The 26,718-nt window shown below is 68.2% G+C and carries 27 protein-coding genes and 1 pseudogene; 9 read left to right on the top strand and 19 right to left on the bottom strand.

Annotated elements, in window-relative coordinates; all coding sequences use genetic code 11:
* Window positions 1-21: 21 nt before the first annotated feature.
* Complete coding sequence (locus A5759_RS08110; RefSeq protein ID WP_064419259.1) at window positions 22-1,671, top strand: adenylate/guanylate cyclase domain-containing protein; 1,650 nt, start codon at window positions 22-24, stop codon at window positions 1,669-1,671.
* 27 nt (window positions 1,672-1,698) lie between these two features.
* Here the strand turns inward: A5759_RS08110 and topA are convergent, their stop codons facing one another.
* From topA to A5759_RS08095, 3 genes are all read right to left on the bottom strand, one after another.
* Complete coding sequence (topA, locus tag A5759_RS08105) at window positions 1,699-4,506, bottom strand: type I DNA topoisomerase (protein WP_068196046.1); 2,808 nt, start codon at window positions 4,504-4,506, stop codon at window positions 1,699-1,701.
* Window positions 4,507-4,641: 135 nt separating this feature from the next.
* Window positions 4,642-5,232 carry a hypothetical protein gene (locus tag A5759_RS08100; protein ID WP_064399314.1) on the bottom strand — a complete coding sequence of 197 codons (591 nt, stop codon included), beginning with the start codon at window positions 5,230-5,232 and terminating at the stop codon, window positions 4,642-4,644.
* Between the two features lie 130 nt (window positions 5,233-5,362).
* Window positions 5,363-5,566 carry a cold-shock protein gene (locus A5759_RS08095; protein WP_006243848.1) on the bottom strand — a complete coding sequence of 68 codons (204 nt, stop codon included), beginning with the start codon at window positions 5,564-5,566 and terminating at the stop codon, window positions 5,363-5,365.
* 277 nt (window positions 5,567-5,843) lie between these two features.
* Between A5759_RS08095 and A5759_RS08090 the strand changes: the two genes are divergently transcribed.
* Window positions 5,844-8,171 carry a DEAD/DEAH box helicase gene (locus tag A5759_RS08090; RefSeq protein ID WP_068196043.1) on the top strand — a complete coding sequence of 776 codons (2,328 nt, stop codon included), beginning with the start codon at window positions 5,844-5,846 and terminating at the stop codon, window positions 8,169-8,171.
* A gap of 63 nt (window positions 8,172-8,234) precedes the next feature.
* Entirely contained in the window at window positions 8,235-9,260 is a 1,026-nt protein-coding gene (locus A5759_RS08085; RefSeq protein ID WP_068196042.1) for a PAS domain-containing protein, read from the top strand.
* On the opposite strand, the pseudogene A5759_RS08080 reads toward A5759_RS08085, so the two are convergent.
* The 7 genes and pseudogenes from A5759_RS08080 to ssd all read right to left on the bottom strand — a co-directional run.
* Window positions 9,257-9,589: pseudogene (locus A5759_RS08080) on the bottom strand (Rv3654c family TadE-like protein); the annotation flags it as partial. The gene A5759_RS08085 and the pseudogene A5759_RS08080 overlap by 4 nt on opposite strands.
* A gap of 10 nt (window positions 9,590-9,599) precedes the next feature.
* Window positions 9,600-9,881: a TadE family type IV pilus minor pilin gene (locus tag A5759_RS08075; RefSeq protein WP_231984587.1), complete on the bottom strand. Its 282-nt coding sequence runs from the start codon at window positions 9,879-9,881 to the stop codon at window positions 9,600-9,602.
* A 41-nt stretch (window positions 9,882-9,922) separates the two neighbouring features.
* A complete protein-coding gene (locus A5759_RS08070; RefSeq protein WP_068196142.1) occupies window positions 9,923-10,126 on the bottom strand; it encodes a DUF4244 domain-containing protein in 204 nt (67 codons plus the stop codon).
* Between the two features lie 23 nt (window positions 10,127-10,149).
* Window positions 10,150-10,719: a type II secretion system F family protein gene (locus tag A5759_RS08065; RefSeq protein ID WP_068196140.1), complete on the bottom strand. Its 570-nt coding sequence runs from the start codon at window positions 10,717-10,719 to the stop codon at window positions 10,150-10,152.
* Window positions 10,716-11,489, bottom strand: a complete 774-nt coding sequence (locus tag A5759_RS08060) for a type II secretion system F family protein (RefSeq protein WP_068196036.1) — start codon at window positions 11,487-11,489, stop codon at window positions 10,716-10,718. Before A5759_RS08060 ends, A5759_RS08065 begins: the two co-directional genes overlap by 4 nt.
* A complete protein-coding gene (locus tag A5759_RS08055) occupies window positions 11,486-12,652 on the bottom strand; it encodes a TadA family conjugal transfer-associated ATPase (protein WP_068196033.1) in 1,167 nt (388 codons plus the stop codon). The genes A5759_RS08060 and A5759_RS08055 overlap by 4 nt, the downstream gene beginning before the upstream one ends.
* Complete coding sequence (gene ssd / locus A5759_RS08050; RefSeq protein WP_064399321.1) at window positions 12,649-13,710, bottom strand: septum site-determining protein Ssd; 1,062 nt, start codon at window positions 13,708-13,710, stop codon at window positions 12,649-12,651. The genes A5759_RS08055 and ssd overlap by 4 nt, the downstream gene beginning before the upstream one ends.
* Before the next feature lie 417 nt (window positions 13,711-14,127).
* Between ssd and A5759_RS08045 the strand changes: the two genes are divergently transcribed.
* Window positions 14,128-14,985, top strand: a complete 858-nt coding sequence (locus tag A5759_RS08045) for an HAD-IB family hydrolase (RefSeq protein WP_064399322.1) — start codon at window positions 14,128-14,130, stop codon at window positions 14,983-14,985.
* A 448-nt stretch (window positions 14,986-15,433) separates the two neighbouring features.
* Here A5759_RS08045 and A5759_RS08040 read toward each other — a convergent pair whose 3' ends face one another.
* Window positions 15,434-16,192, bottom strand: coding sequence for an oxidoreductase (locus A5759_RS08040; RefSeq protein ID WP_068196030.1), 759 nt, complete (start codon window positions 16,190-16,192; stop codon window positions 15,434-15,436).
* A 110-nt stretch (window positions 16,193-16,302) separates the two neighbouring features.
* Here A5759_RS08040 and acs point away from each other — a divergent pair, with 110 nt between their 5' ends.
* Window positions 16,303-18,270 carry an acetate--CoA ligase gene (gene acs / locus A5759_RS08035; protein WP_064419250.1) on the top strand — a complete coding sequence of 656 codons (1,968 nt, stop codon included), beginning with the start codon at window positions 16,303-16,305 and terminating at the stop codon, window positions 18,268-18,270.
* 18 nt (window positions 18,271-18,288) lie between these two features.
* On the opposite strand, the gene A5759_RS08030 is transcribed toward acs, so the two are convergent.
* On the bottom strand, window positions 18,289-18,927 hold the full coding sequence (locus A5759_RS08030; RefSeq protein ID WP_064399387.1) for a hypothetical protein: 639 nt from the start codon (window positions 18,925-18,927) through the stop codon (window positions 18,289-18,291).
* A 218-nt stretch (window positions 18,928-19,145) separates the two neighbouring features.
* On the opposite strand from A5759_RS08030, the gene A5759_RS08025 reads away from it, so the two are divergent.
* Window positions 19,146-19,655, top strand: a complete 510-nt coding sequence (locus tag A5759_RS08025; RefSeq protein WP_064399325.1) for a phage holin family protein — start codon at window positions 19,146-19,148, stop codon at window positions 19,653-19,655.
* Window positions 19,656-20,597, top strand: coding sequence for an alpha/beta fold hydrolase (locus tag A5759_RS08020; protein WP_068196027.1), 942 nt, complete (start codon window positions 19,656-19,658; stop codon window positions 20,595-20,597).
* Here the strand turns inward: A5759_RS08020 and marP are convergent.
* From marP to nth, 4 genes are read right to left on the bottom strand one after another with little or no spacing between them, the layout of a single operon-like run.
* A complete protein-coding gene (gene marP / locus A5759_RS08015; protein WP_064399327.1) occupies window positions 20,594-21,781 on the bottom strand; it encodes an acid resistance serine protease MarP in 1,188 nt (395 codons plus the stop codon). The genes A5759_RS08020 and marP overlap by 4 nt on opposite strands.
* On the bottom strand, window positions 21,778-22,554 hold the full coding sequence (locus A5759_RS08010; RefSeq protein WP_068196024.1) for a CoA pyrophosphatase: 777 nt from the start codon (window positions 22,552-22,554) through the stop codon (window positions 21,778-21,780). The genes marP and A5759_RS08010 overlap by 4 nt, the downstream gene beginning before the upstream one ends.
* Complete coding sequence (locus A5759_RS08005; protein WP_068196021.1) at window positions 22,551-23,210, bottom strand: TlpA disulfide reductase family protein; 660 nt, start codon at window positions 23,208-23,210, stop codon at window positions 22,551-22,553. The genes A5759_RS08010 and A5759_RS08005 overlap by 4 nt, the downstream gene beginning before the upstream one ends.
* 22 nt (window positions 23,211-23,232) lie before the next feature.
* Complete coding sequence (nth, locus tag A5759_RS08000) at window positions 23,233-23,913, bottom strand: endonuclease III (RefSeq protein WP_066847031.1); 681 nt, start codon at window positions 23,911-23,913, stop codon at window positions 23,233-23,235.
* A 270-nt stretch (window positions 23,914-24,183) separates the two neighbouring features.
* Between nth and A5759_RS07995 the strand changes: the two genes are divergently transcribed.
* Window positions 24,184-24,477, top strand: coding sequence for a hypothetical protein (locus A5759_RS07995; protein ID WP_068196137.1), 294 nt, complete (start codon window positions 24,184-24,186; stop codon window positions 24,475-24,477).
* An 88-nt stretch (window positions 24,478-24,565) separates the two neighbouring features.
* Window positions 24,566-25,240 (top strand): cAMP-activated global transcriptional regulator CRP, encoded by a 675-nt coding sequence (crp, locus tag A5759_RS07990; protein ID WP_064347819.1) that lies wholly within the window; start codon window positions 24,566-24,568, stop codon window positions 25,238-25,240.
* Window positions 25,241-25,292: 52 nt separating this feature from the next.
* On the opposite strand, the gene A5759_RS07985 is transcribed toward crp, so the two are convergent.
* Genes A5759_RS07985 through A5759_RS25910 form a run of 3 tightly spaced genes read right to left on the bottom strand, consistent with a single transcriptional unit; the run spans window position 25,293 to window position 26,679 of the window.
* Complete coding sequence (locus A5759_RS07985) at window positions 25,293-26,069, bottom strand: MBL fold metallo-hydrolase (RefSeq protein ID WP_068196018.1); 777 nt, start codon at window positions 26,067-26,069, stop codon at window positions 25,293-25,295.
* Window positions 26,066-26,521 (bottom strand): RidA family protein, encoded by a 456-nt coding sequence (locus tag A5759_RS07980; RefSeq protein ID WP_068196015.1) that lies wholly within the window; start codon window positions 26,519-26,521, stop codon window positions 26,066-26,068. The genes A5759_RS07985 and A5759_RS07980 overlap by 4 nt, the downstream gene beginning before the upstream one ends.
* Window positions 26,518-26,679, bottom strand: a complete 162-nt coding sequence (locus A5759_RS25910; protein ID WP_094288127.1) for a DUF4177 domain-containing protein — start codon at window positions 26,677-26,679, stop codon at window positions 26,518-26,520. Before A5759_RS25910 ends, A5759_RS07980 begins: the two co-directional genes overlap by 4 nt.
* Window positions 26,680-26,718 lie beyond the last annotated feature (39 nt).

The following is a 26,718-nucleotide window of genomic DNA, read 5'->3' as shown; positions in this document are numbered from 1 at the left end:
CGATACGGTTGACGCGTGGCCATGGAAGATCGACCGATCGGGCGGATCAGCGCATTCGTCCGGTGGGCCGCGCGCACCCCGTGGCCGGTGTTCACGCTGGGCATGGTGCAGGCCGACATCATCGGCGCCCTGCTGGTCTTCAGCTTCCTGCGATTCGGCCTGCCGCCCGAGGACCGCATCCAGCTGCAGGACCTGCCCGCCTTCAACCTGGCGGTCTTCCTCGGCTTTCTGTTCGTGTCCTTCACGATCGCGGCGTACTGGAGCCTGCGGCTGCTGATCCCGGTCATGCGTTGGCAACGCCGCGACATGCTGCTGGGCGACCGGGACCCGGCCGACACCGAACTGGCCCGCACCCGTGCGCTGAAGATGCCGTTCTACCGGTCGGTGATCAACGTCGCGAACTGGTTCCTGGGCTCGGTGGTGTTCATCGTCGCCAGCTGGCCGGTGGCCAGCAAGTCGGCGCCAGTGGTGGCCGTCGCCACGGGGCTGGGCGCCACCGCGACCGCAATCATCGGCTACCTGCAGTCCGAACGGGTGCTGCGGCCCGTCGCGGTGGCCGCGTTGCGCGGCGGCGTACCGGAGAACTTCCGCGCGCCCGGGGTGATTCTGCGCCAGGTGATGACGTGGGTGCTGTCCACCGCGGTCCCGATCATCGCGATCGTGCTGGCCGTGGTGGCCAGCAGATTCGGGGTCCTCACCGCTCCCGCCGACCGGCTGACCACCCCGATCCTGATCCTGTCGATCTCGGCGCTGGTGGTCGGGCTGGCGGGCACCGTGCTGGTGGCGATGTCGATCGCCGATCCGCTGCGCCAGTTGCGCTGGGCGCTCGGCGAGGTGCAGCGCGGTAACTACAACGCCCACATGCAGATCTACGACGCCAGCGAGCTGGGGCTGCTGCAGGCAGGCTTCAACGACATGGTGCGCGACCTCGCCGAACGGCAACGCTTGCGCGACCTGTTCGGCCGCTACGTGGGCGAGGACGTGGCCCGGCGCGCACTGGAACGCGGCACCGAACTCGGTGGTCAGGAACGCGACGTCGCGGTGCTGTTCGTCGACCTGGTCGGATCCACACAGCTGGCGTCGACCATCCCCGCCGCCGAGGTCGTCAACCTGCTCAACGATTTCTTCCGCGTCGTGGTCGACACCGTCAACCGCCACGGCGGCTTTGTCAACAAGTTCCAGGGCGATGCGGCGCTGGCCATCTTCGGCGCGCCGATCGAGCATCCCGACGCGTGCGGCGGCGCGCTGGCGGCCTCACGGGAACTGCACGACGAGCTGATCGAGGTGCTGGCCCAGACGGAGTTCGGCATCGGGGTGTCGGCAGGCCGCGCGATCGCCGGGCACATCGGTGCCCAGGCCCGCTTCGAGTACACCGTGATCGGTGATCCGGTCAACGAAGCGGCGCGGCTGACCGAGTTGGCCAAGCTGGAGGAGGGCCACGTCCTGGCCTCGGCGATCGCGGTCAGCGGCGCCCTGGACGCCGAAGCGCTGTGTTGGGATGTCGGCGAGATCGTCGAACTCCGTGGCCGTGTGGCCCCGACACAGTTGGCACGGCCGCTGAACCTGCTCGGCTCCGACGGCGCCCGCCCCGAGCAGACCGAAACAGATCAGGCCGACGGCGACGCTGAGCAAGGCGCCGAACGTGAAGTTGTTTCCGAAGAATCACGCTGATCTCGAGCACAAGCTCACATTCGCGGGCTAGCTCTTCTTGGCGGCTTTCTTGGCTCCTGCCTTCTTCGCCGTCTTCTTCGCCCCCGCCTTCTTCGTCCGCTTCACCGGACCGCGCGCGCGACGGTCGGCGAGCAGTTCGGCGGCGCGTTCGTCGGTGATCGACAAGACGTCGTCGCCCTTGCGCAGGCTGGCGTTGGTCTCCCCGTCGGTGACATACGGGCCGAACCGGCCGTCCTTGATCACCATCGGCTTGCCGGTCGCCGGATCCTCACCGAGTTCACGCAACGGCGGGGCCGCGGCCCGCTGACCGCCACGGCGCTTGGGTTCGGCATAGATCTTCAAGGCCTCATCGAGCGTGATGTCGAACATCTGCTCTTCGGTGGCCAGCGAGCGAGAGTCCGTGCCGCGCTTGAGGTATGGGCCGTAGCGGCCGTTCTGCGCGGTGATCTCCTCGCCGGTGTTCGGGTCGACGCCGACGACGCGCGGCAGCGACAACAGCCGCAGCGCATCCTCCAGCGTCACCGTCTCCAGATCCATCGACCGCAACAGCGAACCGGTGCGAGGCTTCGGACCCGTCGGCTTCTTGCCCTTCTTCGCCGTCGACCCGGCCTCGCCGTCGTCGGGCGGTTCGGGCAGAACCTCGGTGACGTACGGACCGTAACGACCGTCCTTGGCGACGATCTCGTGCCCGGTCTCGGGGTCGACGCCCAGCGATCGGCCTTCTTGCGGTGTGGCGAAAAGCTTTTCGGCAAGCTCGAGGGTCAGCTCGTCGGGGGTGAGGTCGTCCTTGAGGTTGGCCCGCTGCGGTTTGAGCTCGCCGGACTCACCGTCCTCGTCGGGGACCATCCGCTCCAGGTACGCACCGTTCTTGCCCACCCGCACGTAGATCGGTCGGCCCTGATCGTCGTCGAACAGCTTGATGGAGTTGATCTGTCGGGCGTCGATCTCCTCGAGGTTCACCCCAACGAGCTTCTTGAGCCCGCCCGAGCGGGCGATCGAGTCCTCGACCCCGTGATCGCCGCCGAAGTAGAAGTTGTTGAGCCAATTGGTCCGTCGCTCGTTGCCGGCGGCGATCTCGTCGAGCTCGTCTTCCATCGCCGCGGTGAACCCGTAGTCGACGAGGCGGCCGAAGTGCTGTTCGAGCAGCCCGATGACGGCGAACGCCACCCACGACGGCACCAGCGCGCTGCCCCGCTTCACGACGTACCCGCGGTCCTGGATCGTCTTGATGATCGACGAGTACGTCGACGGCCTGCCGATGCCGAGGTCCTCGAGAGCCTTGATCAGCGAAGCCTCGGTATAGCGCGCGGGCGGCGCGGTGTTGTGCCCGTCGGCGGTGAGCTCCTTGGCGTCGACGCGCTGGCCCTCCTCGAGATTCGGCAGCCGGCTCTCGGCGTCGTCGGCCTCGCCGCCTGCCTGCTCGTCGATGCTCTCCACGTAGGCCTTCAAGAAGCCCGCGAAGGTGATGGTGCGGCCGCTGGCGTTGAAGACGACCTGCTCTCCCGAGCTCGCGGTTCCGGAGATCCGCAGGCTCAGCGTCGTGCCCCGCGCGTCGGCCATCTGGGAGGCCACGGTGCGCTGCCAGATCAGCTCGTAGAGCCGGAACTCGTCGGTGTCGAGCGCACCGTGCAGCTGGCCCGGCGTGGAGAACACATCACCGGCGGGCCGGATGGCCTCGTGCGCCTCCTGGGCGTTCTTCACCTTGCGGGTGTACTGCCGCGGCGACGGATGCAGATACTCCTCGCCGTAGAGCTGACGGGCCTGATTGCGGGCTGCATCCACCGCACTCGCCGACAACGTCGTCGAGTCGGTGCGCATATAGGTGATGTAGCCGTTCTCATAGAGCCGCTGCGCGATGCTCATCGTGCGCTCCGAGGAGAACCGCAGCTTGCGGCCCGCCTCCTGCTGCAGCGTCGAGGTCATGAACGGTGCGTACGGCCTGCGGGTATAGGGCTTCTGCTCGACCGAGCTGACCGCCAGCTGCGCCCCGCGCAAACCGCCCGCCAACGCCGTCGCCGCGGCCTGGTCCAGCACCAGCACCTCGTCGGGCTTTTTCACCTGGCCCAGCGAGTCGAAGTCGCGGCCGGTGGCCACGCGGCGCCCGTCGACCGTGTTCAGCTTGGCGGTGAACGTCGGCGGCGAGGCCTGCGGGTCGGAGACACTGGCGTCGAGTTCGGCGGTGACGTCCCAGTACCCCGCGCTGCGGAACGCCATCCGTTCGCGTTCGCGCTGCACGATGATGCGTGTTGCCACCGACTGCACCCGGCCGGCCGACAATTTCGGCGCGACCTTCTTCCACAGGACCGGGCTGACCTCGTAGCCGTACAGCCGGTCCAGGATGCGGCGTGTCTCCTGCGCGTCGACCAGGTCGTTATCCAGGTCGCGGGGGTCCTCGGCGGCTGCGCGGATGGCCGGTTCGGTGATCTCGTGAAACACCATCCGCTTGACGGGGATGCGGGGCTTGAGCGTCTCGAGCAGATGCCAGGCGATCGCCTCGCCCTCGCGGTCGCCATCCGTGGCCAGATACAGCTCGTCGACGTTCTTGAGCAGGTCTTTCAGCTCGGCGACAGTGCTCTTTTTCTCGGGGCTGATGATGTAGAGCGGCTCGAAGTTGTGGTCGACGTCCACCCCGAGACGGGCCCACGGCTCGGATTTGTACTTCGCAGGCACGTCGGCGGCGTTGCGGGGCAGGTCTCGGATGTGCCCACGGGACGACTCGACGATGTAATTGGAGCCCAGGTAGCCCGCTATCTTGCGCGCCTTGGTAGGCGACTCGACTATGACGAGCCGCCGGACGCTTCCGTTACGGCCGCTGCCGCGGTCCCCATCAGCCACCTTTTACTTACGCTCCACTTCTTTGGTCACCCACAGCGCAGAATTCCGCGTCCGGCGGAGAATCGACCCTGTCGGCAACTGACAATTTCGCACCCCGCGCCAACCGACGCAAACTGACCCCCCTCCGAACAGCGGTCAGACCCGCGGCCATTCTCCGAACGCCTCCACACTGCCAGGAGGTTCCCCCACGTTCTCTACCAGGCGCGATAGCCGGCGTCGACCGCTGATCCGCAGGGCCGGGCGCGACCCGCGGGTGCCGATCAGCGTCGGCGCGATTCCCACCCGCATCATCGCCGACGCGAGCGGCGAATGCGTGTCCGGTGCGTGCGGGTCCAGCCCGAGCAGATAACGGTCGGCTTCGGGTGTGCCCGCGGCCAGGGTCCAGGCCCGAAGCTCGCGCGGCCCGGGCAACCAGTTCGGCGGGACGGTCTTGACCGCACCCCGGGTCCAGCCCGCCGCGATCTCCACCAGTCTGCTGTCGACCGCGGTGCGCACCAGCGGGGTGTTCTCGTCGGTGCGGGCGATCTCGGGTTCCAGCCCGGCCTCGACGATCATCTCGGCCAGCGCCTCGGCCCGCCAGTGACGGTCGACGACGACCGACAGCCGCGCACCCTGCTCGGTGCCGGAACCCACCAGGACAACCTGGCCGGGTCCGGCGAGCAGCCCGGTGAGGTCGGCTACCGCGGGGGGCACCGACTCCGCCGAGAAGAACGACAGCTGGCTCACAAATCGACAGTAAGCCAGGTACCGGCCTCAGCCGTGGCGGCCGTGCCGAAGCGCGCCGGAATAGCGAACACCCCGCGGCGGTCGGTTCTCGACGCTCGCGGGGTGTTGCCTTTCGATCGTGCTGGTCGCGCTAGACGGCCCGAACACCGGTGGCCTGGGGCCCCTTGGGGCTCTGGCCAACCTCGAACTCGACCTTCTGGTTCTCCTCCAGGGTGCGGAAGCCGCTGCCCTGAATCTCCGTGTAGTGGACAAAAACGTCAGCGGAGCCGTCCTCCGGGGCGATGAAGCCGAAGCCCTTCTCCGCGTTGAACCACTTCACAGTTCCCTGTGGCATTTCCTGTTGTTTCCTTCTCTTATTCACCGGGTGCGGTCCACCGTGTTTCGGTACACCGGGCCCGTTCCGACCGCTCTCCTTCGTGGAAGCTCGGAACTCAACCCGACCTACAACCCTCGCAGGAACCGCGATCGCAACGTCGATCCTGCGAGTGCTAATACACGAACACAGAAGCTGCGACCGCGATAAGTCAATCACGTTCGTGGCTGCGGCGACAGTCTCGGCGTTTCAAATGGGGAACAATTCGCCTAAAGAGGTCTATCGGGAAGGATGATCGATGGCTGATTTCGGCCGCGAGCTGCTCGCGTGCGCGGTCGAAGGCACGGTTGCAGGCGGCCCGAATCCGCTGCGCCACGTCGCAGATATCCCACCGCGCCGGGGTCGCCCGATGGGGTGGCCATGTTGGGCCGACCCAGATGTGGTGCGGGCGTTCGTTGATCGGGGCATCGAGGCCCCGTGGTCACATCAACTGGCCGCCGCCGAGCTCGCTCACGGTGGGCGCCATGTCGTACTGTGCACCGGCACGGCGTCGGGCAAGTCGCTTGCCTACCAGTTGCCGATATTGACAGACCTGAAGGCGAATCCGCGGTCGCGGGCGCTGTATCTGTCGCCGACGAAAGCGCTCGGCCACGACCAACTCCGGTCGGCGGTGGCACTTACCGAGGCGGTAGGGTTGTCCGACGTCGCACCGTGCGCCTATGACGGCGACAGCCACAGCGACGTGCGACGGTTCGCGCGGGAACGGTCGCGCTGGATCTTCTCCAACCCCGACATGATTCATCTGTCACTGCTGCGCAACCACGCCCGGTGGGCGGTGTTCCTGCGCAACCTGAGCTACATCGTCGTCGACGAATGCCATTACTATCGCGGCATTTTTGGTTCGAACGTGGCGATGGTGCTGCGGCGGCTGTTGCGGCTGTGCGCCCGCTACTCGCCCAGCGGCGGGGTGCCCACCGTGGTCTTCGCCAGCGCCACGACGGCCTCGCCGGCCCAGACTGCCTCCGAACTGATCGGTCAAACGGTCGCCGAGGTCACCGAGGACGGGTCACCGCAGGGTGCCCGCACCGTCGCGCTGTGGGAGCCTCCGCTGCTCGACGACGTGGTGGGGGAAAACGGGGCCCCGGTAAGGCGTTCGGCGGGAGCCGAAGCCGCCAGCGTGATGGCCGACCTGGTCGCCGAGGGCGCCAGGATGCTGACGTTCGTGCGGTCGCGGCGCGGTGCCGAACTGACCGCGTTGGGGGCACGGGCGCGATTACAGGAAAGAGCGCCCGATCTCGCCGACCGGGTGGCTTCGTATCGCGCCGGTTATCTGTCCGAAGACCGCCGCGCGCTCGAGCGCGCGCTGACCGACGGCGAACTGCGGGGACTGGCGACGACGAACGCGTTGGAGTTGGGTGTCGACATCGCCGGTCTGGACGCCGTTGTCCTCGCCGGGTTTCCGGGAACCGTGACATCGTTCTGGCAACAGGCGGGCCGCTCGGGGCGGCGCGGTCAGGGCGCGCTGATCGTGCTGATCGCCCGCGACGATCCGCTCGACACCTACCTGGTGCACCACCCGTCGGCACTGCTGGACAAGCCGATCGAGCGCGTCGTCATCGATCCGACCAACCCGTATGTGCTTGGGCCACAACTGCTCTGCGCTGCTGCCGAACTTCCGCTCACCGATGCCGAGGTGCGGATGTGGAACGCCGAGAACGTGGCTGCGACGCTCGTCGACGACGGACTGCTGCGGCGACGGGCCAACGGTTACTTCCCCACACCCGGAATGGATCCGCATCCGGCTGTCGACATCCGCGGGTCGTCCGGCGGTCAGATCGCGATCCTGGAGGCCGGCACGGGACGCATGCTCGGCAGTACCGGGGCGGGCCAGGCGCCCGCTTCTGTCCATCCCGGAGCGGTGTATCTGCACCAGGGCGAGACCTATGTCGTCGACTCCCTCGACTTCGAGGACGGCGTGGCCTTCGTGCACGCCGATGATCCCGGTTACACCACCACCGCGCGGGAGGTCACCGACATCGCGGTCACCGGGCACGGTGAGCGAAAGACGTTCGGCGCGGTCACTGTTGGGCTTGTCCCTGTTTCGGTGAGCAACACGGTGACCGGTTACCTGCGCCGACACCTGACGGGTGAGGTGATCGACTTCGTCGAACTCGAGATGCCCACCCGCACACTGGACACCATGACCGTGATGTGCACGATCACACCAGAGGCCTTACAACACAACGGCATCGAATTGCTGCGTGCGCCCGGTGCGCTGCATGCCGCAGAGCACGCCGCGATCGGGCTGCTGCCGTTGGTCGCCAGTTGCGATCGTGGCGACATCGGCGGTGTGTCGACGGCGGTCGGGCCCGTGCAGGGGCTGCCGACGATCTTCGTGTACGACGGCTACCCCGGCGGTGCGGGTTTCGCCGACCGCGGTTATCACCGGCTCACCACCTGGTGGGCCGCGACGGCCGATGCGATCGAGGCGTGTGAGTGTCCGGCGGGCTGCCCGTCGTGCGTGCAGTCGCCCAAGTGCGGCAACGGGAACGATCCGCTGGACAAGGAGGGCGCGGTGCGGGTGCTGCGGTTGGTGTTGCGCGAGATATCCCAACGGTCCGGCTGAGGGTGTGGCAACCGCTGGTGCAGCACACCGAATCGTGGGCACGTGCGCCGGTAAGGTGGCCCTATGACCCACGACTGGCTGCTCGTGGAGACGCTGGGCAGCGAGCCCGCGGTGGTCGCGCAGGGCCGTCGAACCCAGAATCTGATCCCGATCGGTGCCTTCCTGCGGCGCAATCCGCATCTGATGGCGGTCCAGACGGCGATCGGCGAAACGGTGCGCGCGCATCAAGGCTTGAGCAGCATCACCCCGAAGAACGACCGTGTCATCCGCACGGAGGTCGTGCAGATGACCGACGGCCGGATACATGGCGTACACGTGTGGATCGGGCCGCCCGACATGGAACCCCCGGAGCGCCCGGTGCCCGGGCCGCTGGTATGGAACCTCGACACCGGCATCGCCACCGGCACCCCCGAATCGCTGGCCAACAGCGGGTGGGAATCGCCTCAGGAACCGACGCATAACCGAACTTTCGCCGACGACCTGCCGATGCGTGAACTCAACCCCAGCGAGGCCAAGGTATTGACCATGGCGATCAAGCGCGAGCCCGGCACCGCGTTCTGCAGCACCTGGGACGTCACCGACCACCGCGGCGAAGCGATCAGCGTCGGGTTCGTGACGCGGGCGGTGCTGGAATCCGACGGCGACGGACCGGATCGGCTGCTGTGCCGAGCGATGAACTGGCGCAGCGAACGCGAGCAGGAGCGCCCGGAACAGGATCACCTCGCCCAGCGGATCCTCAACGGACTGGCCCAGCCTGGTGTGCACCGCGCCTTGGTCGACCCGACGAACTGGACCTTGTTGAAGTGGCTCGACGACCCGGCGCCGTTCTTCGACTGGCGGGTCAGCCTGGCGGGCGAACACGCGGTGCATCCCGACGACCGCGCCGAGATGGAGCGCATGGCCGTGGATTTCAGGACCGGTATCGCGTCCGGTGTACTGCGGATGACCGGCGTCGGTGGCCAGGAGTGGGCACCGGTGCACGTGACGGTGAACCGGGTCGAACTCGACGACGACGTGTATGCCGCGCTCGCGACGCTGCGCCGCCCCAATGGCACCGAGTTCGCCGAAGCAGGCCGACGCACTTCCTAGGTGCTGACATCGGCCGGGCCCGCGCGGGCCACCGCACGCGCAGCGCCCACACCGAAGCGGCCCAACGTGACCGGAACGTCGACGGCAACAACGATATCGACTTCTTCGACGTCGCACCGCGCCATCTCGGCATCCATGGCATCGGTGACCGCGGCCGCCCACGAGCACGCTTGATCGCCACCGGCCGCAATCCGGTGGGCGGCGGCCAACGCGCCCAGGTCTGCGGCCGCCTGTGCGCGGTGTCGCGCCGATACCGCCACACCGAGGTAAGCGGCACCGATGGCGATCGCCACCACGATCGCGATCATCGCAGCGGCGATGAGGGTGGCCGAACCCTGCTCAGCCCGAACCCGGTTCCACCGCGGCCGTGGCTCGCGCCTCGACGGCGAACCCGGGCAGTATCGGTGACCGCGCGCGGACGGTGGCGGTGACGAACTGTCCGTCGCTGCGGGTAGCGATGGAGGCTCCCTCTGGCGCCAAATCGCGGGCCGTCGTAGCGCTGTCGTGGCCGCGGGCGGCGAGGCGTGCGGCCTCGCGCGCGGCGTCGACACACCGGATATGCATCGACACCGTCGTGAGTCCGCCCAGACACAAGACGAGGACGGCGACCAGCGCTGCCACCGCGAACGCCGCTTCGACCGTGGCGCCGCCACGTTCACCGGTCAGACGTTCGTGTTGAGAGCGCGGCTGATGATGTTGGTCAACGCGCTGACGATCGAGTCGCCGGTGACGACCGTGTAGAGGATCGCACCGAACGCGGCGGCCGCGATGGTGCCGATCGCATACTCGACGGTCGACATTCCCTCGTCGGCGACGACCAGCAACGTCAGCCGCGTCTGCAGCGTTCGAATCCTGTTGCCCTTCAACTTTTCTCCCCACTCGTTGTCCTTCACAAAATTCCCGACTGCAGCACGTCTGCGGCCAGCCCCGCGACGACCGGAATGATGCCCAGGCAGAAGAACGCCGGCAGGTAGCACACACCCAACGGGCCTGCGATCAAGACCGAGGCGCGTTCGGCCGCGGCGCGCGCAGTGTCCGCCGCTTGGTCGCGCGACCGGCTGGCCAGCGCGCTGACCCCTTGGGCGAGGGCGCTTCCCGAGGATGCCGACCGCCGTGCCAGCCGCAACAATGCGTCGACGCTGCGATCGCCCTCGGGTGCAGGGGCCCACGCGGTCGCAGGATCAGCGCCCAGGGCAAGCAGATCCGCGGCACGGACCAATACTCGGGCCACCGTCGGCGGTGCCGAGGGCGCCGCGGCTGACGCAGCGCCGGCCACCGCCATACCCGAATGAAGGCAGGCCGCCAGCACGTCGAGCGCCGAGGCGAACGCCAGCGGATCGTTCGCCTGGATTTTGTGGTGTGACTTCGGATTTGGGCTGTGGGCGGTCCGCACACGGGCTCGGCCATCGGTGCCTGCGAGAAGCGCAGCGATCGCGAGAAGCAGCGCGGCAAGCGTCATCGGACCACCCCGCCGGTGATCCGGTCCGACCACACCAACCCCAGACATGTCAGTGCCGCACCGATGGCCAGGAGCCATTGTCCCGTCGACAACAGGAAGCGCAGCGGATGGGCGCCGATCAACTCGCCGAGTCCGATGCCCAGCAACGGCAGGACGGCGAGCACGGTGGCGGTGGTCCGCGCACCGGCCATACCCGCGCTCACTTGAGTCGAGAACCGTTCCCGCGCAACGATATCGCGGTGCGCGGTATGCATGAGCGTCGCGATGGCGAGGCCATGCGACTGAGCCAGATTCCAGCAGACCGCGAGCCGCTGCCAATACGTCGGCAGCGCCGACCGTCGTGCCACACTGAGCATCCCGGCCGCGACATCGCCTCCCATCCGCGCCCTGGCCGCCACCGTGCGCAGTGCTGCCGCGACGGCACCGTCGGCCTCGTTGGCTGCCGTGTCGAACGCGGTCACCGGATGGGCGCCGATCCGCAGCTCCCCGACCAGGACGTCGAGCGCACCCTCCAGGGCGGCGGCCTCATTCCTCCGCTGCCGCTCTCTGCCCCGGCGCCGGCGGCGGGCTTCGATGGTGGCGGCCGCGATCACCGCCGCCGCTACGACACCGAGCGGCGCAACGATCATCAGGGTGACGAGGACGGCCACCAGCCATAGAGGCGACGGGAGCCGTATCGCCCGGCGGCGTGAGCGTGCCAGCGGTGTGCGCCGCCGCGGACCTGGTGCGGTGAGAATCGCCAGCGCGAGGGCCAGCGCAGCGACGCTCACGAGCCACCCCGCTCACGGATCAGATCGTCGAGCCGCTGTGCGCCAGGGCCGAAACCGTGCCCGAGACGCCACGCCGTGGAGGCACGGACCGGGCCGTCGGCTCCGGCGGTCAACACCGCGATCTCGTCGAGTCGGCGCAGGCCCGTCCGGTCGCGGCCGACGTGGATCACCACTTGGACCGCGGCGCCGAGTTGGCTGTGCAACGCCGCCCGGTCGAGCCCACCGAGCGCCGCCAGCGCCTCGAGGCGCGCGGGCACCTCTGTCGGGCTGTTGGCGTGCACGGTTCCGGCGCCACCATCGTGACCGGTATTGAGCGCGCCGAGCAGATCGACGACCTCAGCGCCGCGTACCTCACCGACGACGATGCGGTCGGGCCTCATCCGTAACGCCTGCCTCACCAGGTCCCGCACCGTCACCTCGCCCGCGCCTTCGACGTTGGCGCAGCGCGCCACCAGCTTCACCAGATGCGGATGAGGTGGCGCGAGTTCCGAGGCGTCCTCGACGCAGACGATGCGTTCGATCGGGGGAACCGCGCCGAGCAGGGCGGCCAACAGGGTGGTCTTGCCCGCCCCGGTGCCTCCCGAGACCAGGAAGGCCAGCCGTGCGCGCACGACGCCGTCGAGGAGGGCGGCCGCGGCCGGTTCGATCGCGCCGGCGGCGGTCAGCGACGCCAGGTCCTGCGTCGCGGGGCGCAGCACCCGCAGCGACAGACACGTTCCCGCGGAAGCGATCGGCGGCAGGACCGCGTGTAGACGCACCGTGAACGCGCCGGTGCCGAGCCCGGTCAACTGGCCGTCGACCCATGGCTGCGCCTCGTCGAGGCGACGTCCGGCGGCGAGCGCCAACCGCTGCGCGAGCCTGCGCACGGAACTGTCGTCGGGAAAGCGAATTCCGGTGCGGCGCAACCCGTTGCCGTCATCCACCCACACCGCGTCCGGCGCCGTGACCAGAACATCGGTGGTGTCGTCGGCCGACAGCAACGGTTCGAGCACGCCCGCCCCGGTCAGCTCGGTCTCCAACAGGCGTAGCCCGCTGAGCACTTCGCTGTCGCCGAGCACACCACCGGACTCCGCGCGGATTGCCGCGGCCACCACCGTCGGCCGCAGCGGTGTCGATTCGGCCGCGAGCCGCTCGCGGACTCGGTCGATCAACGAGTCGCTCATGCGGCGATCGCAGGATGTTGTTGCAGAATCGTCAACACCTTGCGCGCCGCGCGGCCGAGCGGCGACCGACGACCGATCCGGAGTCCGCCCCGCTCGAGGGTGACCGCCATACCGGGTTGCGGACGCATCCCCGCCAGCAGCGGCAACCCGACGATTTCGGCGACCTCCGCCGACCGCAGCCCGCCCGGTGCCGGACCGCGCACGACCACACCCGAGTTGGGATTGAGCGTCGACACCCACCGGGCGACCGCGTCGGCCGCCGCGCACGAACGTACGTCGGCGGGTGTCACGACGACGGCGAGATCAGCGGAGGCCACAGCTGTCTCGGCCGCCGCGGTCGACCGCCTCGGGACGTCGCAAACGACGGTCGCACCCCCGCGACTGCCCGCGTCGATCACGGCACCGAGCGGTACGGGGTCGACGTCGCAGCCGACCCGGCTGCCAGACAGCACGGTCACGCCCCGTACGCGCGGCAACGCATCCCGCAGCGCCGCGTAGCTCAACCGCCCGCCCTGCAGCCGCAGATCCGGCCAGCGCAGCCCGGATTCGGCTTCACCGCCCACGACGAGATCGATGCCGCCGCTCCACGGGTCGACGTCGATCAACAACGCCTCGGGTGCGGCCAGCGCCAGCGCGGTCGCGAAGACCGATGCGCCTGCTCCACCGCGGCCGGCGATGACGGCCGCCACCGCACCGCGACGGCCCGCCTCGTGCAGCCCTTCAGCGGCCTCGGCCAACTCCGCCATCAACTCGTCGTCCTGCTCGGGCAGGGTGAGGACCCGCTGGGCACCGACCTCGATCGCCGCCTGCCAGTCGGCTCCGCGGGGTTCGACGCGGCCCACCAGGACGACGCGCGTACGTCGCGGCAACGCGCGGGCCACGCACCGGCGGGCGCCTGTGATGTCGAGCACGACGGCGGCCGCCTCGGTCCAGACCTTGCGGCTGGAGGGCTCCGACGCGTGGACGACCGGTACACCCGCCGCCGCACACACCCGGTCCACGTCCTCGCGAAGTGCCGGGTCGGCGATCAACGCGAGGTATCCACTCGATGAAGCCACCCTCCAACCCTGTGGCCTGGGCTTGCGACGACGCTACCGCTGACGCCTCATCTGTGGATCAACGCGATCTTGTGAATGACCCAGGTAAGAGTCGGCAAACGAAAACGGCGTTCCGCAACCACTGTGAATGGCAGCACATATCCGGATTGCGAAAAGTCCTGAAAAAGGGACGACCCCCGCCAGGGGGGGAGGAGGCGGAGGTCGTCGTGTATCAGCCCCGGGGGGTCGGGCTGATGCACACCCGACATAAGCCGGGTAAGGCTCACTATACACACGCCAGTCGGCTTCGGCGCAAGTGCTGCGCGCTGAGAAAAGTAGCCCGATCTGCGGAAGTGTCCTGTCTCCGACACCTGTCATAACCTGCCACTTTGTACACTCTCCCGGCGATTGTCACGCGCGGGCCCCTATGCTGGCGTCGTGAGCGCATCTGGTTCGGCGGCCGAGGCGCCGGACGCGTCCGCGACGGGCGCTCCGACGGACGGTCCGGTCCGAACCGCCGCCTTCTTCGATCTCGATAAAACGGTCATCGCAAAAAGCAGCACTCTGGCTTTCAGCAAACCTTTTTTTGCGCAAGGACTAATGAATCGGCGGGCCGTGCTGAAGTCCACATACGCCCAATTCCTCTTTCTCATGTCCGGCGCGGACCACGACCAGATGGACCGCATGCGCGCGTACGTCACCAACATGTGTGCCGGCTGGGACGTGGAGCAGGTGAAGTCGATCGTGGGCGAAACCCTGCATGACGTCGTCACGCCGTTGGTTTTCGCGGAGGCGGCCGAGCTGATCGCCGACCACAAACTGTGCGGCCGCGACGTGGTCATGGTGTCGGCCTCCGGGGAGGAAATCGTCGCGCCGATCGCTCGTGCGCTGGGCGCCACACACGCGATGGCCACCCGTATGGTCGTCGAAGACGGCAAATACACCGGAGAGATCGCCTTCTACTGCTACGGCGAGGGCAAGGTGGCCGCGATCCGGGAACTGGCCGAACGCGAGGGTTACGCGCTCGAGCATTCGTATGCCTACTCCGACTCGATCACCGATCTCCCGATGCTCGAGGCCGTCGGCCATCCGAACGTGGTCAATCCCGACCGCACGTTGCGCAAGGAAGCCGCGGCCCGAGGTTGGCCCGTGCTCGACTTCTCCAAACCGGTGTCGCTGCGGGATCGGATTCCGGCCCCGTCGGGTGCGGCCATGGCCACCACCGCGGCGGTCGGCATCAGCGCTTTGGCCGCCGGCGCGCTGACCTATTCGCTGTTGCGGCGCTTCGCCTTCTAGCCAACTCCTCACCCGCCAACCCGGGTTCCGCGTAACGATCCGGACTAGGGCTGATTTGGCCCTTGATGTGATCGCGGTCACGGGGTACAAAGGAGTCACGGAAGCTTGGAGAGGCCAAGATCGAGTCGGAAGAGAAGGCTCGAATCTCCCGCTTCAGGCTCCCCAGCACGGAACCCGGCACCCACGCGGAGCACATGCCGCGGAATAGGCAAAAGTGTTGCGGGCCTGCGTATTTGCGAATAGCGGACGGCTAGAGCGACCCTTTGGGTGGGGTTGCAGTCGAAGCGCATCGACAAGACGCCGAGGCCACCCACGCGACCCATCAGAGCACGCTTGGTAACCGGTCTCCGTGTTAGCGGGCGACGAGCCGAACCACGTTCGGAGCGTCGCCCGCTTCGCGTTGGCGACGAGGCGACGACCTGTGATGGCCGCCCCTTTCAGCAACGCCTCAGGACGACGAGGCCGCCTGGGCGATCGACAGCGCTTCGCGGGCGCCCTCGCGCAATGCGCGGCAGCTCAACAGGATCCACGCGGTCAGGCCGTCGGGGGTGCCGGACGAGAAGCCTCGGGCCGCGGCGTCGTAGTCGCCGGACCGGCGCATCCAGTGAACCTCCGGCACCCCGAGCCCGTGTGGATCGAGCCCGGTGGTGATCGTCACCAACCGCGACGCCGCCCGCGACACCACACCGTCGGCGGCGCCGAACGGGGCGAGCGTGAGCAGTTCGCCGTGCACGACGGCGGCGAGCACGGGCGCGGGCACCCGGGTCCCTCCCGTGAGGATGTCGGCCAGCAGGGTCAGCCGCGTGCCCACGTGCGCCTCCTGGCGCGGGCGGCCCAACCGCTCGTCGTCGGCGATGTCCGCCGCCGCCAGCGCGTGCAGCCGGGCGATGGCCTGCAGCGGGGCGCGCTGCCAGACGCCGACCAAGGTTGTCGCCCCGCCTTCCACGGCTTCGGACACCCGCAGCGCCCCGGCCAAAACCGGGTCCGGGGTGCCGTCGTCGGACAGCGCGAGCGCACCGCCGTCGAGCACCGCCGACGCTCGGGCGGCTCGCAGCGCGGCCTCGGCGGCGCTTTTCGGCCAGCCCCGCAGGTTGGTTCGGTGGCGGTGTGCGCGGCCCAGCGCTTCACGGGCCTCCTCGGCGGCCTCCGCGACGCCGGGCAGGTCAGCCAGCGGCGCCAACGGGTCCTTCGCGAAGCCACCGGTCACGGCAGCACACGCTAGCCGACCCGCGGACGAGCCGACCACGCCGTCTGCGGCGGCAAGCCGACCGTGACATCCCAATGTGTTTCGCCGACAGGGTGACTACCCTCACAGGTATGGCAGAGTCATCGGCGCAGCACGCCCACGGTCCGTCCGTCTACCCCCCGTCTCCGGAGTTCGCCCAGCAGGCGAACGCGACCGAGGAGCTTTACCGTCAGGCCGAGAAGGACCGGCTGGCGTTCTGGGCGGAGCAGGCCAACCGGCTCGATTGGGAGACACCGTTCGACGAGGTGCTCGACTGGTCGGATGCGCCGTTCGCGAAGTGGTTCGTCGGCGGAAAGCTGAACGTCGCCTACAACTGCGTGGACCGGCACGTCGAAGCCGGCCACGGCGACAGGGTGGCCCTGTACTGGGAGGGCGAACCGGTCGGTGACTCGCACGCGCTGACCTACGCCCAACTCAAAGACGAGGTCTGCAAGGCCGCCAACGCGCTGACCGAACTCGGACTCCGTGCGGGGGACCGGGCCGCCATCTACATGCCGATGATCCCCGAGGCGATCGTTGCGATGCTGGCGTGCGCGCGTCTGGGGGTGCTGCACAGTGTGGTGTTCGCCGGATTCTCATCTTCGGCGCTGGCGGCCCGCATCGAGGACGCCGAGGCCAAGTTGGTCATCACCACCGACGGGCAGTACCGCCGCGGTCAGGCGGTGCCGTTGAAACCCGGCGCCGACGAAGCGGTGCAGGGCCAGGCATCCGTCGAACACGTGCTGGTGGTGGAACGCACCGGCATCGACGTGCCGTGGACCGAGGGCCGCGACATCTGGTGGCACGACATCGTCGACGCCGCCTCTACCGAACACACTCCCGAGGCATTCGACTCCGAACATCCGCTGTTCCTGCTGTACACGTCGGGCACTACCGGCAAGCCCAAGGGCATCGTGCACACCTCCGGCGGTTTTCTCACCCAGTCGTCCTACACCCACTACTACGTGTTCGACGCCAAGCCCGAAACCGACGTGTACTGGTGCACCGCTGACATCGGCTGGGTCACCGGCCACAGCTACATCGTCTTCGGCCCACTTTCCAACGGGTGCACACAAGTGGTCTACGAGGGCACTCCGAATTCGCCCAGCGAGCACCGCCACTTCGAGATCATCGAAAAGTACGGTGTGACAATTTATTACACGGCCCCGACCCTGATCCGCACCTTCATGAAGTGGGGCCGTGAGATACCCGATGCCCACGACCTGTCCAGCTTGCGCCTGCTGGGGTCGGTGGGCGAGCCGATCAACCCGGAGGCCTGGCGGTGGTACCGCAAGGTGGTCGGGGGCGACCGGACTCCGGTGGTCGATACCTGGTGGCAGACCGAGACCGGGGCGATCATGATCTCCCCGCTGCCCGGTGTGACGGCAGCCAAGCCGGGTGCGGCGATGGCGCCACTGCCGGGTATCACCGCCAAGATCGTCGACGACGAGGGCAAGGAACTGGAGCCCGAAGCCGAAGGCGCCGAGCATGTCACCGGTTACCTCGTGCTCGATCAACCGTGGCCGGCCATGCTGCGCGGTATCTGGAAGGACCCGGAACGGTACAAGGAAACCTACTGGAAGCGGTTCGAGAAGCAGGGTTGGTACTTCGCCGGCGACGGCGCCAGGGTCGACGCCGACGGCGACATCTGGGTGCTCGGCCGCATCGATGACGTGATGAACGTATCGGGACACCGCATTTCGACCGCGGAGGTCGAGTCGGCGTTGGTCGGGCACTCCCATGTCGCCGAGGCTGCGGTCGTCGGCGCCAGCGACGAGACCACCGGCCAGGGAATCTGCGCATTCGTCATCCTCGAGTCGAACGCGAACGACAGCGACGACATGGTGCAGGAGCTTTCCGCACAGGTCGCCAAGGAGATCGGAAAGATCGCGCGACCCAGGGAGATTCACGTCGTACCCGAACTGCCCAAGACGCGCAGCGGCAAGATCATGCGCCGGCTTCTGCGGGACGTGGCCGAAGGCCGTGAACTCGGGGACACGTCGACACTGGTCGATCCGGACGTGTTCGAAGCGATCCGCGCCAGCAAGACCGAAAGCTGAACAAGCACCCCGCGGGGATCAGGCGGCGGCGCCGACGGGGACGAAACCCGTCCCCGGCCGGTTCTTGGCCGTGATGTCGGCCAACTGCGTGTTGAACGACATCGTCACCGCGGGGGTGTGCAGCGGGATGTACTTGATGACGCACGTCGGCAGGGCTTCGGAGAAGGCGCCGTGGATCATGCCGACCAGCCGGTTGTTGACGGTGACCGGCGCGCCCGAATCGCCGGGCTGACCGCACACCTGGTTGACGATGGTGCCCGGCTCCTCGCCCGGGCCCCACGTCACGCCGCACGAGTAGCCGGTCGTGCGGCCGAGCTTGCAGGCGATGTCACCGGCTACCGGATCGGGGCCCAAGCCGTCGATCTGGAACCCGTCGACGTTGTTGACCGGGCGCACCTTCTGCGGATCGAACTCGATGACCGCGTAGTCCAGGGCGTCGTTGCCCGCGACCATCGTGCCCACCACGCCTGCGGCGTCGACGCCTTCGGCGCTGACCTTGGCCCCGGGCCCGCCGCAGTGCGCGGAGGTGAAGCCCACCAGCCGTCCCCTGTTGTCGTTTCCGATCGCGGTGAGCGTGCACAGCGTCTCGCCGTTGACGACGAGGCCCGAGCCGCCACCCAACGAAACCAGTCCCTGAGCGTGCACTGTCGCGGACATCGAGAGGAATGCCGCTGCTGCGACGACGATGGTCGTGGCGAGACGGCACAGCCGGAGGCCGCTGGTCTTCACGTGAACGTTTCCCCTATCGACGCGCCCCGACCTGCCCTGCCACTGATCTGGCCAGTCTATCGTCGGCCGGGATCGTTTGAGCGCACGCCACATGGCAACATGAGTCGCGACCGACACCATCGCCGGCCTATGCGGGAGGAACCGTCGTGAGCGATCGCAGGAATGGCGCGCCGACCACCGTCACGTCGATACCGCTGGTCGACCCGCACGCACCCAAGGCCGACCCGTCGATCGGTGACCTCGTCAAGGACGCGACCGCGCAGGTGTCCACGCTGGTGCGCGCCGAGGTCGAGCTGGCCAAGGCCGAGATCACGCGCGACGTCAAGAAGGGGCTGACCGGCAGCGTCTTCTTCGTCCTCGCGCTGGTCGTGCTGTTCTACTCGACGTTCTTTTTCTTCTTCTTCCTCGGTGAGCTGCTCGACCTGTGGCTGGTCAAGTGGGCGGCCTACCTCATCGTGTTCGGCCTGATGGTCGTCGTCACCGCCATCTTCGCCTTCCTCGGTTATCTCAAGGTGCGACGCATCCGCGGCCCGCAGAAGACGATCGAATCGGTCAAGGAGATCCCCGAGGCGCTGACGCCGGGCCACGACAGGACCAAGGAGATCGCCTCGGGCGACGGAAAGCCGGCGTCGACGGCCGACCCGTCGGGCTGGTAAGTGCCCCCACCCGCCCCGTCGGTCGTCCGCATCGACGGACCGTGGCGGCATCTGAAGGTGCACGCCAACGGAATTCGCTTCCACGTGGTCGAAGCGGAGGGTGACGCGGCTGGGGGCGCCGAGCGGCCGCTGGTGATCCTGCTGCACGGATTCGGCTCGTTCTGGTGGTCCTGGCGCCACCAACTACGCGGCTTGTCCGGTGCCCGCGTGGTCGCCGTCGACCTGCGCGGTTACGGTGCCAGCGACAAACCCCCGCGAGGCTACGACGGCTGGACGCTGGCCGGTGACACCGCGGGCCTGGTGCGGGCTCTGGGCCACAAGAGCGCGACGCTGGTCGGGCATGCCGACGGCGGCCTGGTGTGCTGGGCCACCGCCGTGCTGCATCCGCGCGCCGTCCGCGCTATCGCCGTGGTCAGCTCACCGCATCCGGCGGCGTTGCGCGCTTCTGCGCTGCGCCGTCGCGACCAGGGCCGCGCGCTGCTGCCGTGGATGCTGCGCTACCAGGTGCCGATGTGGCCCGAGCGGGCATTGATCCGCAACGACGGTGCCGAACTCGAACGCCTGGTGCGCAGCCGTGCCGGCGACAAATGGCTTGCCACCGAAGACTTCTCCGAAACCATCGCGCACATGCGCCGCGCCATTCAGATCCCCGGCGCCGCGCACTCGGCCCTCGAGTATCAGCGGTGGGCGGTGCGCAGCCAGCTACGCGGGGAGGGCAGGCGCTTCATACGGGAGATGAAGCGACCGATCAACGTTCCGGTGCTGCATATGCGGGGTGTTGCCGACCCGTATGTACTCGCCGATCCCGTGTACCGGACGCAGCGTTACGCACCGCACGGTAGGTACGTATCCATCGATGGCGCAGCACATTTCGGCCACGAGGAGGCACCGGACACGGTGAACGACCAGTTGTCCCGCTTCGTGGGCCAGGTCTACGGCTAGGCGACGCAGGCGCCGGTGGGCACCCGATCGGTGTTGCCGAGCTTGGCCAGTTGCTGCGACACCTCGTTGGCGGTGAGCACGAAACCGGTGTCGGCGTCGTCGACCGCGGCACCGAACACCACGCCCAGCACCCGGCCCTCTCGATCGATCATCGGCCCACCCGAATTACCCTGGCGCACAGTGCCTCTAATGGTGTAGACCTCGCGCTCGACAGTGGTGGTGCGATAGATGTCGGGGCCACTCAGCTCGATGATCTCGCGGACGCGCGCCGGCGTGGCGACGAAGTTTCCGCCGCCGGGATAGCCCATCACCACGGCGTCGGTACCGGTGGTGGCGGGGGTGTCGGCGAACGACAGAGGCGCCGAAGGCAGGTCCGGCACGTCGAGGATCGAGATGTCGGCCTGCGGGTCGTAGGACACGACGAACGCGTCGTAGGTCTGCCCGTCGGCCTCGACGGTGACGCTCTCCGATCCGGCGACGACGTGCGCGTTGGAGATCACGCGGTTGCTGGCGGCGACGAAACCGGTTCCTTCGAGGACCTTCTGGCAGCCAGGGGCGACCCCGCGGATCTTGACGACGCTGGGCCGCGCCGACGCCACGACCGGGTCGGCGGCCAGAGCGGCGTCGGGCGCGTCGACGGCGACGATCGGGGTGCGCCCGAACGGTTGCAGCACGTCGGGCAGGCCGGAGGTGTCCAGCAACGCCGAGAGCCGCTTGGGCACCTCGCGCAGCCACGCAGGCGCCAGGTCGTTGACTTCCTTGAGCACCTGCGAGCCACGCACGGCCGCGGCGAGGTTCGGCTGATCCGACGACTGCAGCGGGTACGTCAGCATCCACGCGGCCACCAGGACCGCCAAGGTTTGTATTGCCACCCCGATCAGCGAGTCGACCGTCCGCAGCGAGCGGTTGCGGATGGCGCTGCGCACCGCCCGGCCGAGCACCACGCCGGCGATCTCGCCCACGACGACCAATGCCAGGATCAAGAACAGCGTCACGAACAGCTTGGTGCGCGGCCCGTCGATGTTGGCGACCAAGTGGGGCGCCAGCAGCACCCCGGCCACGGCGCCGAGGACCACCCCGAGGAACGACAGCATCGAGCCCAGCGCGCCCGAGCGCCAGCCCGAAATGCCCGCCACGAAGGCGATGCCGAGGACAATGAGGTCCACCCACTGCGACGATGTCATGGTTGTGCATCACCGTAACCGGCGCCGCGGCCGACGAGCGCCATTGCGTCCTCCAGTTCGCGCACGTCGCCGGTATTCCACGGCTTTGCCCATCCCGCGACGTCGAGCATCGCCGAGATCACCTGGCCGGTGAAACCCCACACCAGCATCTCGTTGAGCAGGAACGCCGGACCCGCGTAGCGCCGCGTGTTGGCCTTGCGGTACACCATGATTCGGTTCTCGGGGTTGATGAACGCGCGCACCGGAACCCGGGCGACGTGCGCGGTCTCGGCTTCGTCGACGACACCCACGGGGCCCGGGTCCGGCGAGTAGGCCAACACCGGTACGACGTGGAACCCCGATGGAGGGATGAACAACCGCTCCATCGTGGTGAGCGGATGTAACCGCTGCCCGTCGATCCCGGTCTCCTCGTTGGCCTCGCGCATCGCCGTCTGCACCGGGCTGTGATCGCCAGGTTCGACGGCGCCGCCGGGAAACGCGGCCTGACCTGCGTGGTGGCGCAGGGTGCCCGCGCGCACCGTGACCAGAAGGTCGGCCTCGTCGGGCACGGCGCCGGTCGGGGAGTCGGCGGGTCCGGAGAACAACACCAGCACCGCCGCCTCCCGCGCAACGGCCTGCGCCGGTTTTCCTTCGCTGGTGACCATCGCGAGCAACTCGGGTGGCACCCGCCTGCGGTAGGCCCGCTTGATGTCGCCTGCGTTGTCCAGCAACGGTTTGAGCCAGGCCGGGGCGGCGTCGGGCAACAGACCGCTACCCTCGCTGACCCAGCTCACCCCGGCTCTCCCGTCCTCGCGCCGACCTGCGGCCCCACCGCTGCGGCGATCTCATCGGCGCTGGTGAAAGAGCGCGGTAGGACCTGCGCAACGCTACCGTCCGCGCGCAACACCACGGTTGCGGGCATGACGTTGGGCACCCGGAGCGCGGCGGAGATCAACCGCCTGCCGTCCTGCAAGGTGGGCAGTCGCACGCCGAGTTCGGCCAGCCGCAGCAGCGCCGCCGTCTCGTTCTCGTCCTGGTGCACGGTCAGCACGGTCACGGCCGAGCCCATGCGCTGCTGATATTCGGCCATCGCGGGGAGTTCGGCCGCACACGGCGCACACCAGTACGCCCACAGGTTGAGCACGACGACGCGGCCGGCCAGCGCCTTGGCCACGTCGACCATCGCCCCGTCGCCCGCGCACTCCAGCGTGATCCCGCGCAGTGCCTCGGGTCCAGCTCCGGCTCCCGGCGCAGGGCACGGCGGCAGGTCGGCCTCGGCCCGCGGGCCGGCCAGCGCTTCGGCGGTGTCGGCGGCACGGCGGTCGCGCGCGCTGTGCTGCGACGGCGCCCCCGTGGAGTCGGTGTCGCGGTCCAACTGCGACCACAGCGCCCACCCGAGCGCCACGAGGACCACGAGCACCACGACGGTCCAACGGGTCGAGGTACTCACAGTCGTTCGGGGGACGTGTCGGTTACAGGCCGGCCATAGCCAGCAGATGCTCGGTTTCGGGTCCCTTGACCAGCGGCGCGGCGATCAGCGGGTCAGTGGGCCCGATGCCGAAGGAGGGGCAGTCGTTGGCCAGCACGCAGACCCCACACGCCGGCTTGCGCGCGTGGCAGACGCGGCGGCCGTGAAAGATCACCCGATGGCTGAGGTCGGTCCACTCGCTGCGCTCTATGAGCTCACCGACCGCGTGCTCGACCTTGACCGGATCCTCTTCGGTGGTCCACCCCCAGCGGCGCACGAGCCTGCCGAAATGGGTGTCGACCGTGATGCCGGGGACGCCGAACGCGTTGCCGAGGATGACGTTGGCGGTCTTGCGGCCGACCCCCGGCAGGCTGACCAGCTCCTCCATGGTGGCCGGTACCTCGCCGTCGAACCGCTCGACGAGTTCCTGGCCGAGCCGGATGAGCGAATTGGCCTTGTTGCGATAGAACCCGGTGGGCCGGATGAGCTCTTCGAGCTCGGTGCGGTCGGCCTGCGCGTAATCCAGGGCGGTGCGATATCTCTTGAACAGCGCCGGTGTCGTCAGGTTGACCCGCTTGTCGGTGCTCTGGGCCGACAGGATCGTCGCGACGGTGAGCTCGAGCGGGTTGGTGAAGTCCAGCTCGCAGTACACGTGCGGAAATGCCTGCGCCAGCGTGCGATTCATTCGCCGCGCACGACGGACGAGCCCAATCCGCGTCTCGCCGTCCCGCTTCCGGGCGCGCTTGGGCCTACCCGCGTTCTTTGCCGACGCCTCGCTTACGGTCACGCATGCCAGGGTACTGAGACGCTCGGACAAAGCCACCTCAAAGCCACCGCGAACCGCGCTGCCGAACTGCTGCGGACCGGTGACGTTTCGTGATCCCGCTGAGACTTTCGGCGTGTTTACTTCTGCCTTGTGTCGTGGTTGCTCGTTGGCCTGATTCCGGGGTTGCTGATGGCTGCGACGCTCGGGCTGCAACGCCTGGAGGCCGGCCTGCACCGGGACACCGTCTCAGCCACCGATGTGGCGCACTTCTTCGAACAGGCCGAGCCGTTGGACGTCGACACGCTGGCGCGGGACGGAATGAGCCGCGCACTGGACGGTCTGCGCCATCGCCAGCACGTCACGCACGCGTTCACCAGCGGGTCAGCGGCGCATTTTCGGGATACGGATCTGCCGGTACTGCCATATCCCCAGCACGGGATGAATCCGGAATTTCAGCAGACCCGACATGCCGATCGTGTGTAGCGTGGGCTGGTCACGAAATCGGGTACCTCTAGACTTATCTCGCTTACCGATAGAGGTCGGTTTCACCTAACAGCTTAAGAGGGGCAACGTGGACGAGATCCTGGCGCGGGCCGGAATCTTCCAGGGGGTCGAACCCAGCGCCGTCACCGCGCTGACCAAGCAATTGCAGCCAGTCGACTTCCCCCGTGGACACACCGTGTTCGCCGAGGGTGAGCCCGGCGATCGGCTCTACATCATCATTTCCGGCAAGGTCAAGATCGGACGCCGCTCGCCGGACGGCCGCGAGAACCTGCTCACGATCATGGGCCCGTCGGACATGTTCGGTGAGCTCTCGATCTTCGACCCCGGTCCGCGGACGTCGAGCGCGACCACCATCACCGAGGTTCGCGCGGTGTCGATGGACCGCGACGCGCTGCGGGCGTGGATCGCCGACCGCCCCGAGATCGCTGAGCAGCTGTTGCGCGTGCTCGCCCGCCGGTTGCGCCGCACCAACAACAACCTCGCCGACTTGATCTTCACCGACGTTCCCGGCCGGGTGGCCAAGCAGCTGCTTCAGCTGGCGCAGCGGTTCGGCACCCAGGAGGGCGGCGCGCTGCGGGTGACCCATGACCTCACTCAGGAGGAGATCGCCCAGCTCGTCGGCGCATCGCGGGAGACCGTCAACAAGGCGCTCGCCGATTTCGCCCATCGCGGGTGGATTCGCTTGGAAGGCAAGAGCGTTCTGATCTCCGACTCGGAACGGCTCGCGCGCCGAGCCCGATAGCGACTTGTGCACATTGAGGAGCGGTGAGCGCTCCAGAGTGTGCACAAATCACTCAGGTGCGCAGATAGTCGAGCTGTGCTTGGACGCTCCATCCCGCTACGTCCCATAGCTTCTCGTCGACGTCGGTGTAGACGTGCTCGACGACCTGACGCACGGTGGCGTCGTCGCCGAGCACCCGCAGCGCCGCGCGCACCTGGTCGAGCCGCTCCTCGCGGTGCGCCAGGTACATGTCGGTCACGGCTTCGAGGCTCTCCAGATCGGGCCCGTGCCCGGGCAACACGGTGCGCGGTCCGAGGCCCCGCAGCCGCTGCAGTGACTCCAGGTAGTCGGCGAGGCTGCCGTCCTCCTTGTCGATGACGGTCGTCCCGCGGCCCAGCACGGTGTCGGCCGTCAGGACCGCGTCGTCGAGCAGGAACGACACCGAGTCGGCGGTGTGGCCCGGGGTGGCCATCACGGTGATGCGCAGCCCCGCGGCTTCGATGACCTCGCCATCGGTGAGCGGGCCGCCGAGGCCTCGCAGGAATCCGCTGCTCACGGAACGCACCACCGCGCCCGTGCGGTCGACGATCTTGTCGATGGCCCCGGTGTGGTCTTCGTGTTTGTGGCTGATCAGCACCAACGGAATCATTCCCAGCTCCGCGATCCGCCCGATGTGCTCGTCGTCGTCGGGCCCGGGATCGACGACGACCATCTCGTCGCTGCCGGGGCCGCGCAACACCCAGGTGTTGGTGCCGTCCAGCGTCAACAAGCCGGGGTTGTCGCACAGCAGCACCGAGGCAGTGTCGGTGACCCGACGCAGCCGTCCGTACGCCGGATGCTCCGGCGTCACGCGACCTCCACGATCACTTCGACCTCGACAGGGGCGTCCCTCGGCAGCTCGGACACCCCGACCGCGGAGCGGGCATGCGCGCCTGCCTCCCCGAACACCTCCCCGAAGAGCTCCGACGCGCCGTTGATCACACCCGGCTGACCATGGAATCCCGGCGCGGAGGCGACGAACCCGACCACCTTGACCACGCGGGTCACCGCGTCGATGCCGACCAGCGAATGCACCGCGGCCAGCGCGTTGAGCGCGCTCACCCGGGCCAGCTCGTGGGCTTGCTCGGGGGTGACCCCTGCGCCGACCTTGCCCGTGAGCACCAATTCACCGTCGCGAATCGGCAGCTGACCCGCGGTGTAGACGAGGTTGCCGGTGCGTACTGCGGGCACGTAGGCCGCCAACGGCGCGACCAAAGGAGGCAACTCGATGCCCAGCTCCGCCAGCCGCGCGGACGGTGTCACTTGGGACGCTTGAGGTAGGCGACGTGCTGTTCGCCCGTGGGGCCCGGCAGCACAGACACCAACTCCCAACCATCCTCGCCCCACTGATCGAGGATCTGCTTGGTGGCGTGGGTCAGCAGCGGGACGGTGGCGTATTCCCAACGGGTCGATTCGGTCATGCGCCCGAGCTTATCGGTGACCGCTATGTGGCCGCGGAC

This window comes from Mycobacterium sp. 852014-52144_SCH5372336, from assembly GCF_001665615.1.
Taxonomy (GTDB): domain Bacteria; phylum Actinomycetota; class Actinomycetes; order Mycobacteriales; family Mycobacteriaceae; genus Mycobacterium; species Mycobacterium neumannii_A.
The sequence above is the reverse complement of the archived record's forward strand: the minus strand, read 5'-3'. Positions and strand labels throughout refer to the sequence as shown.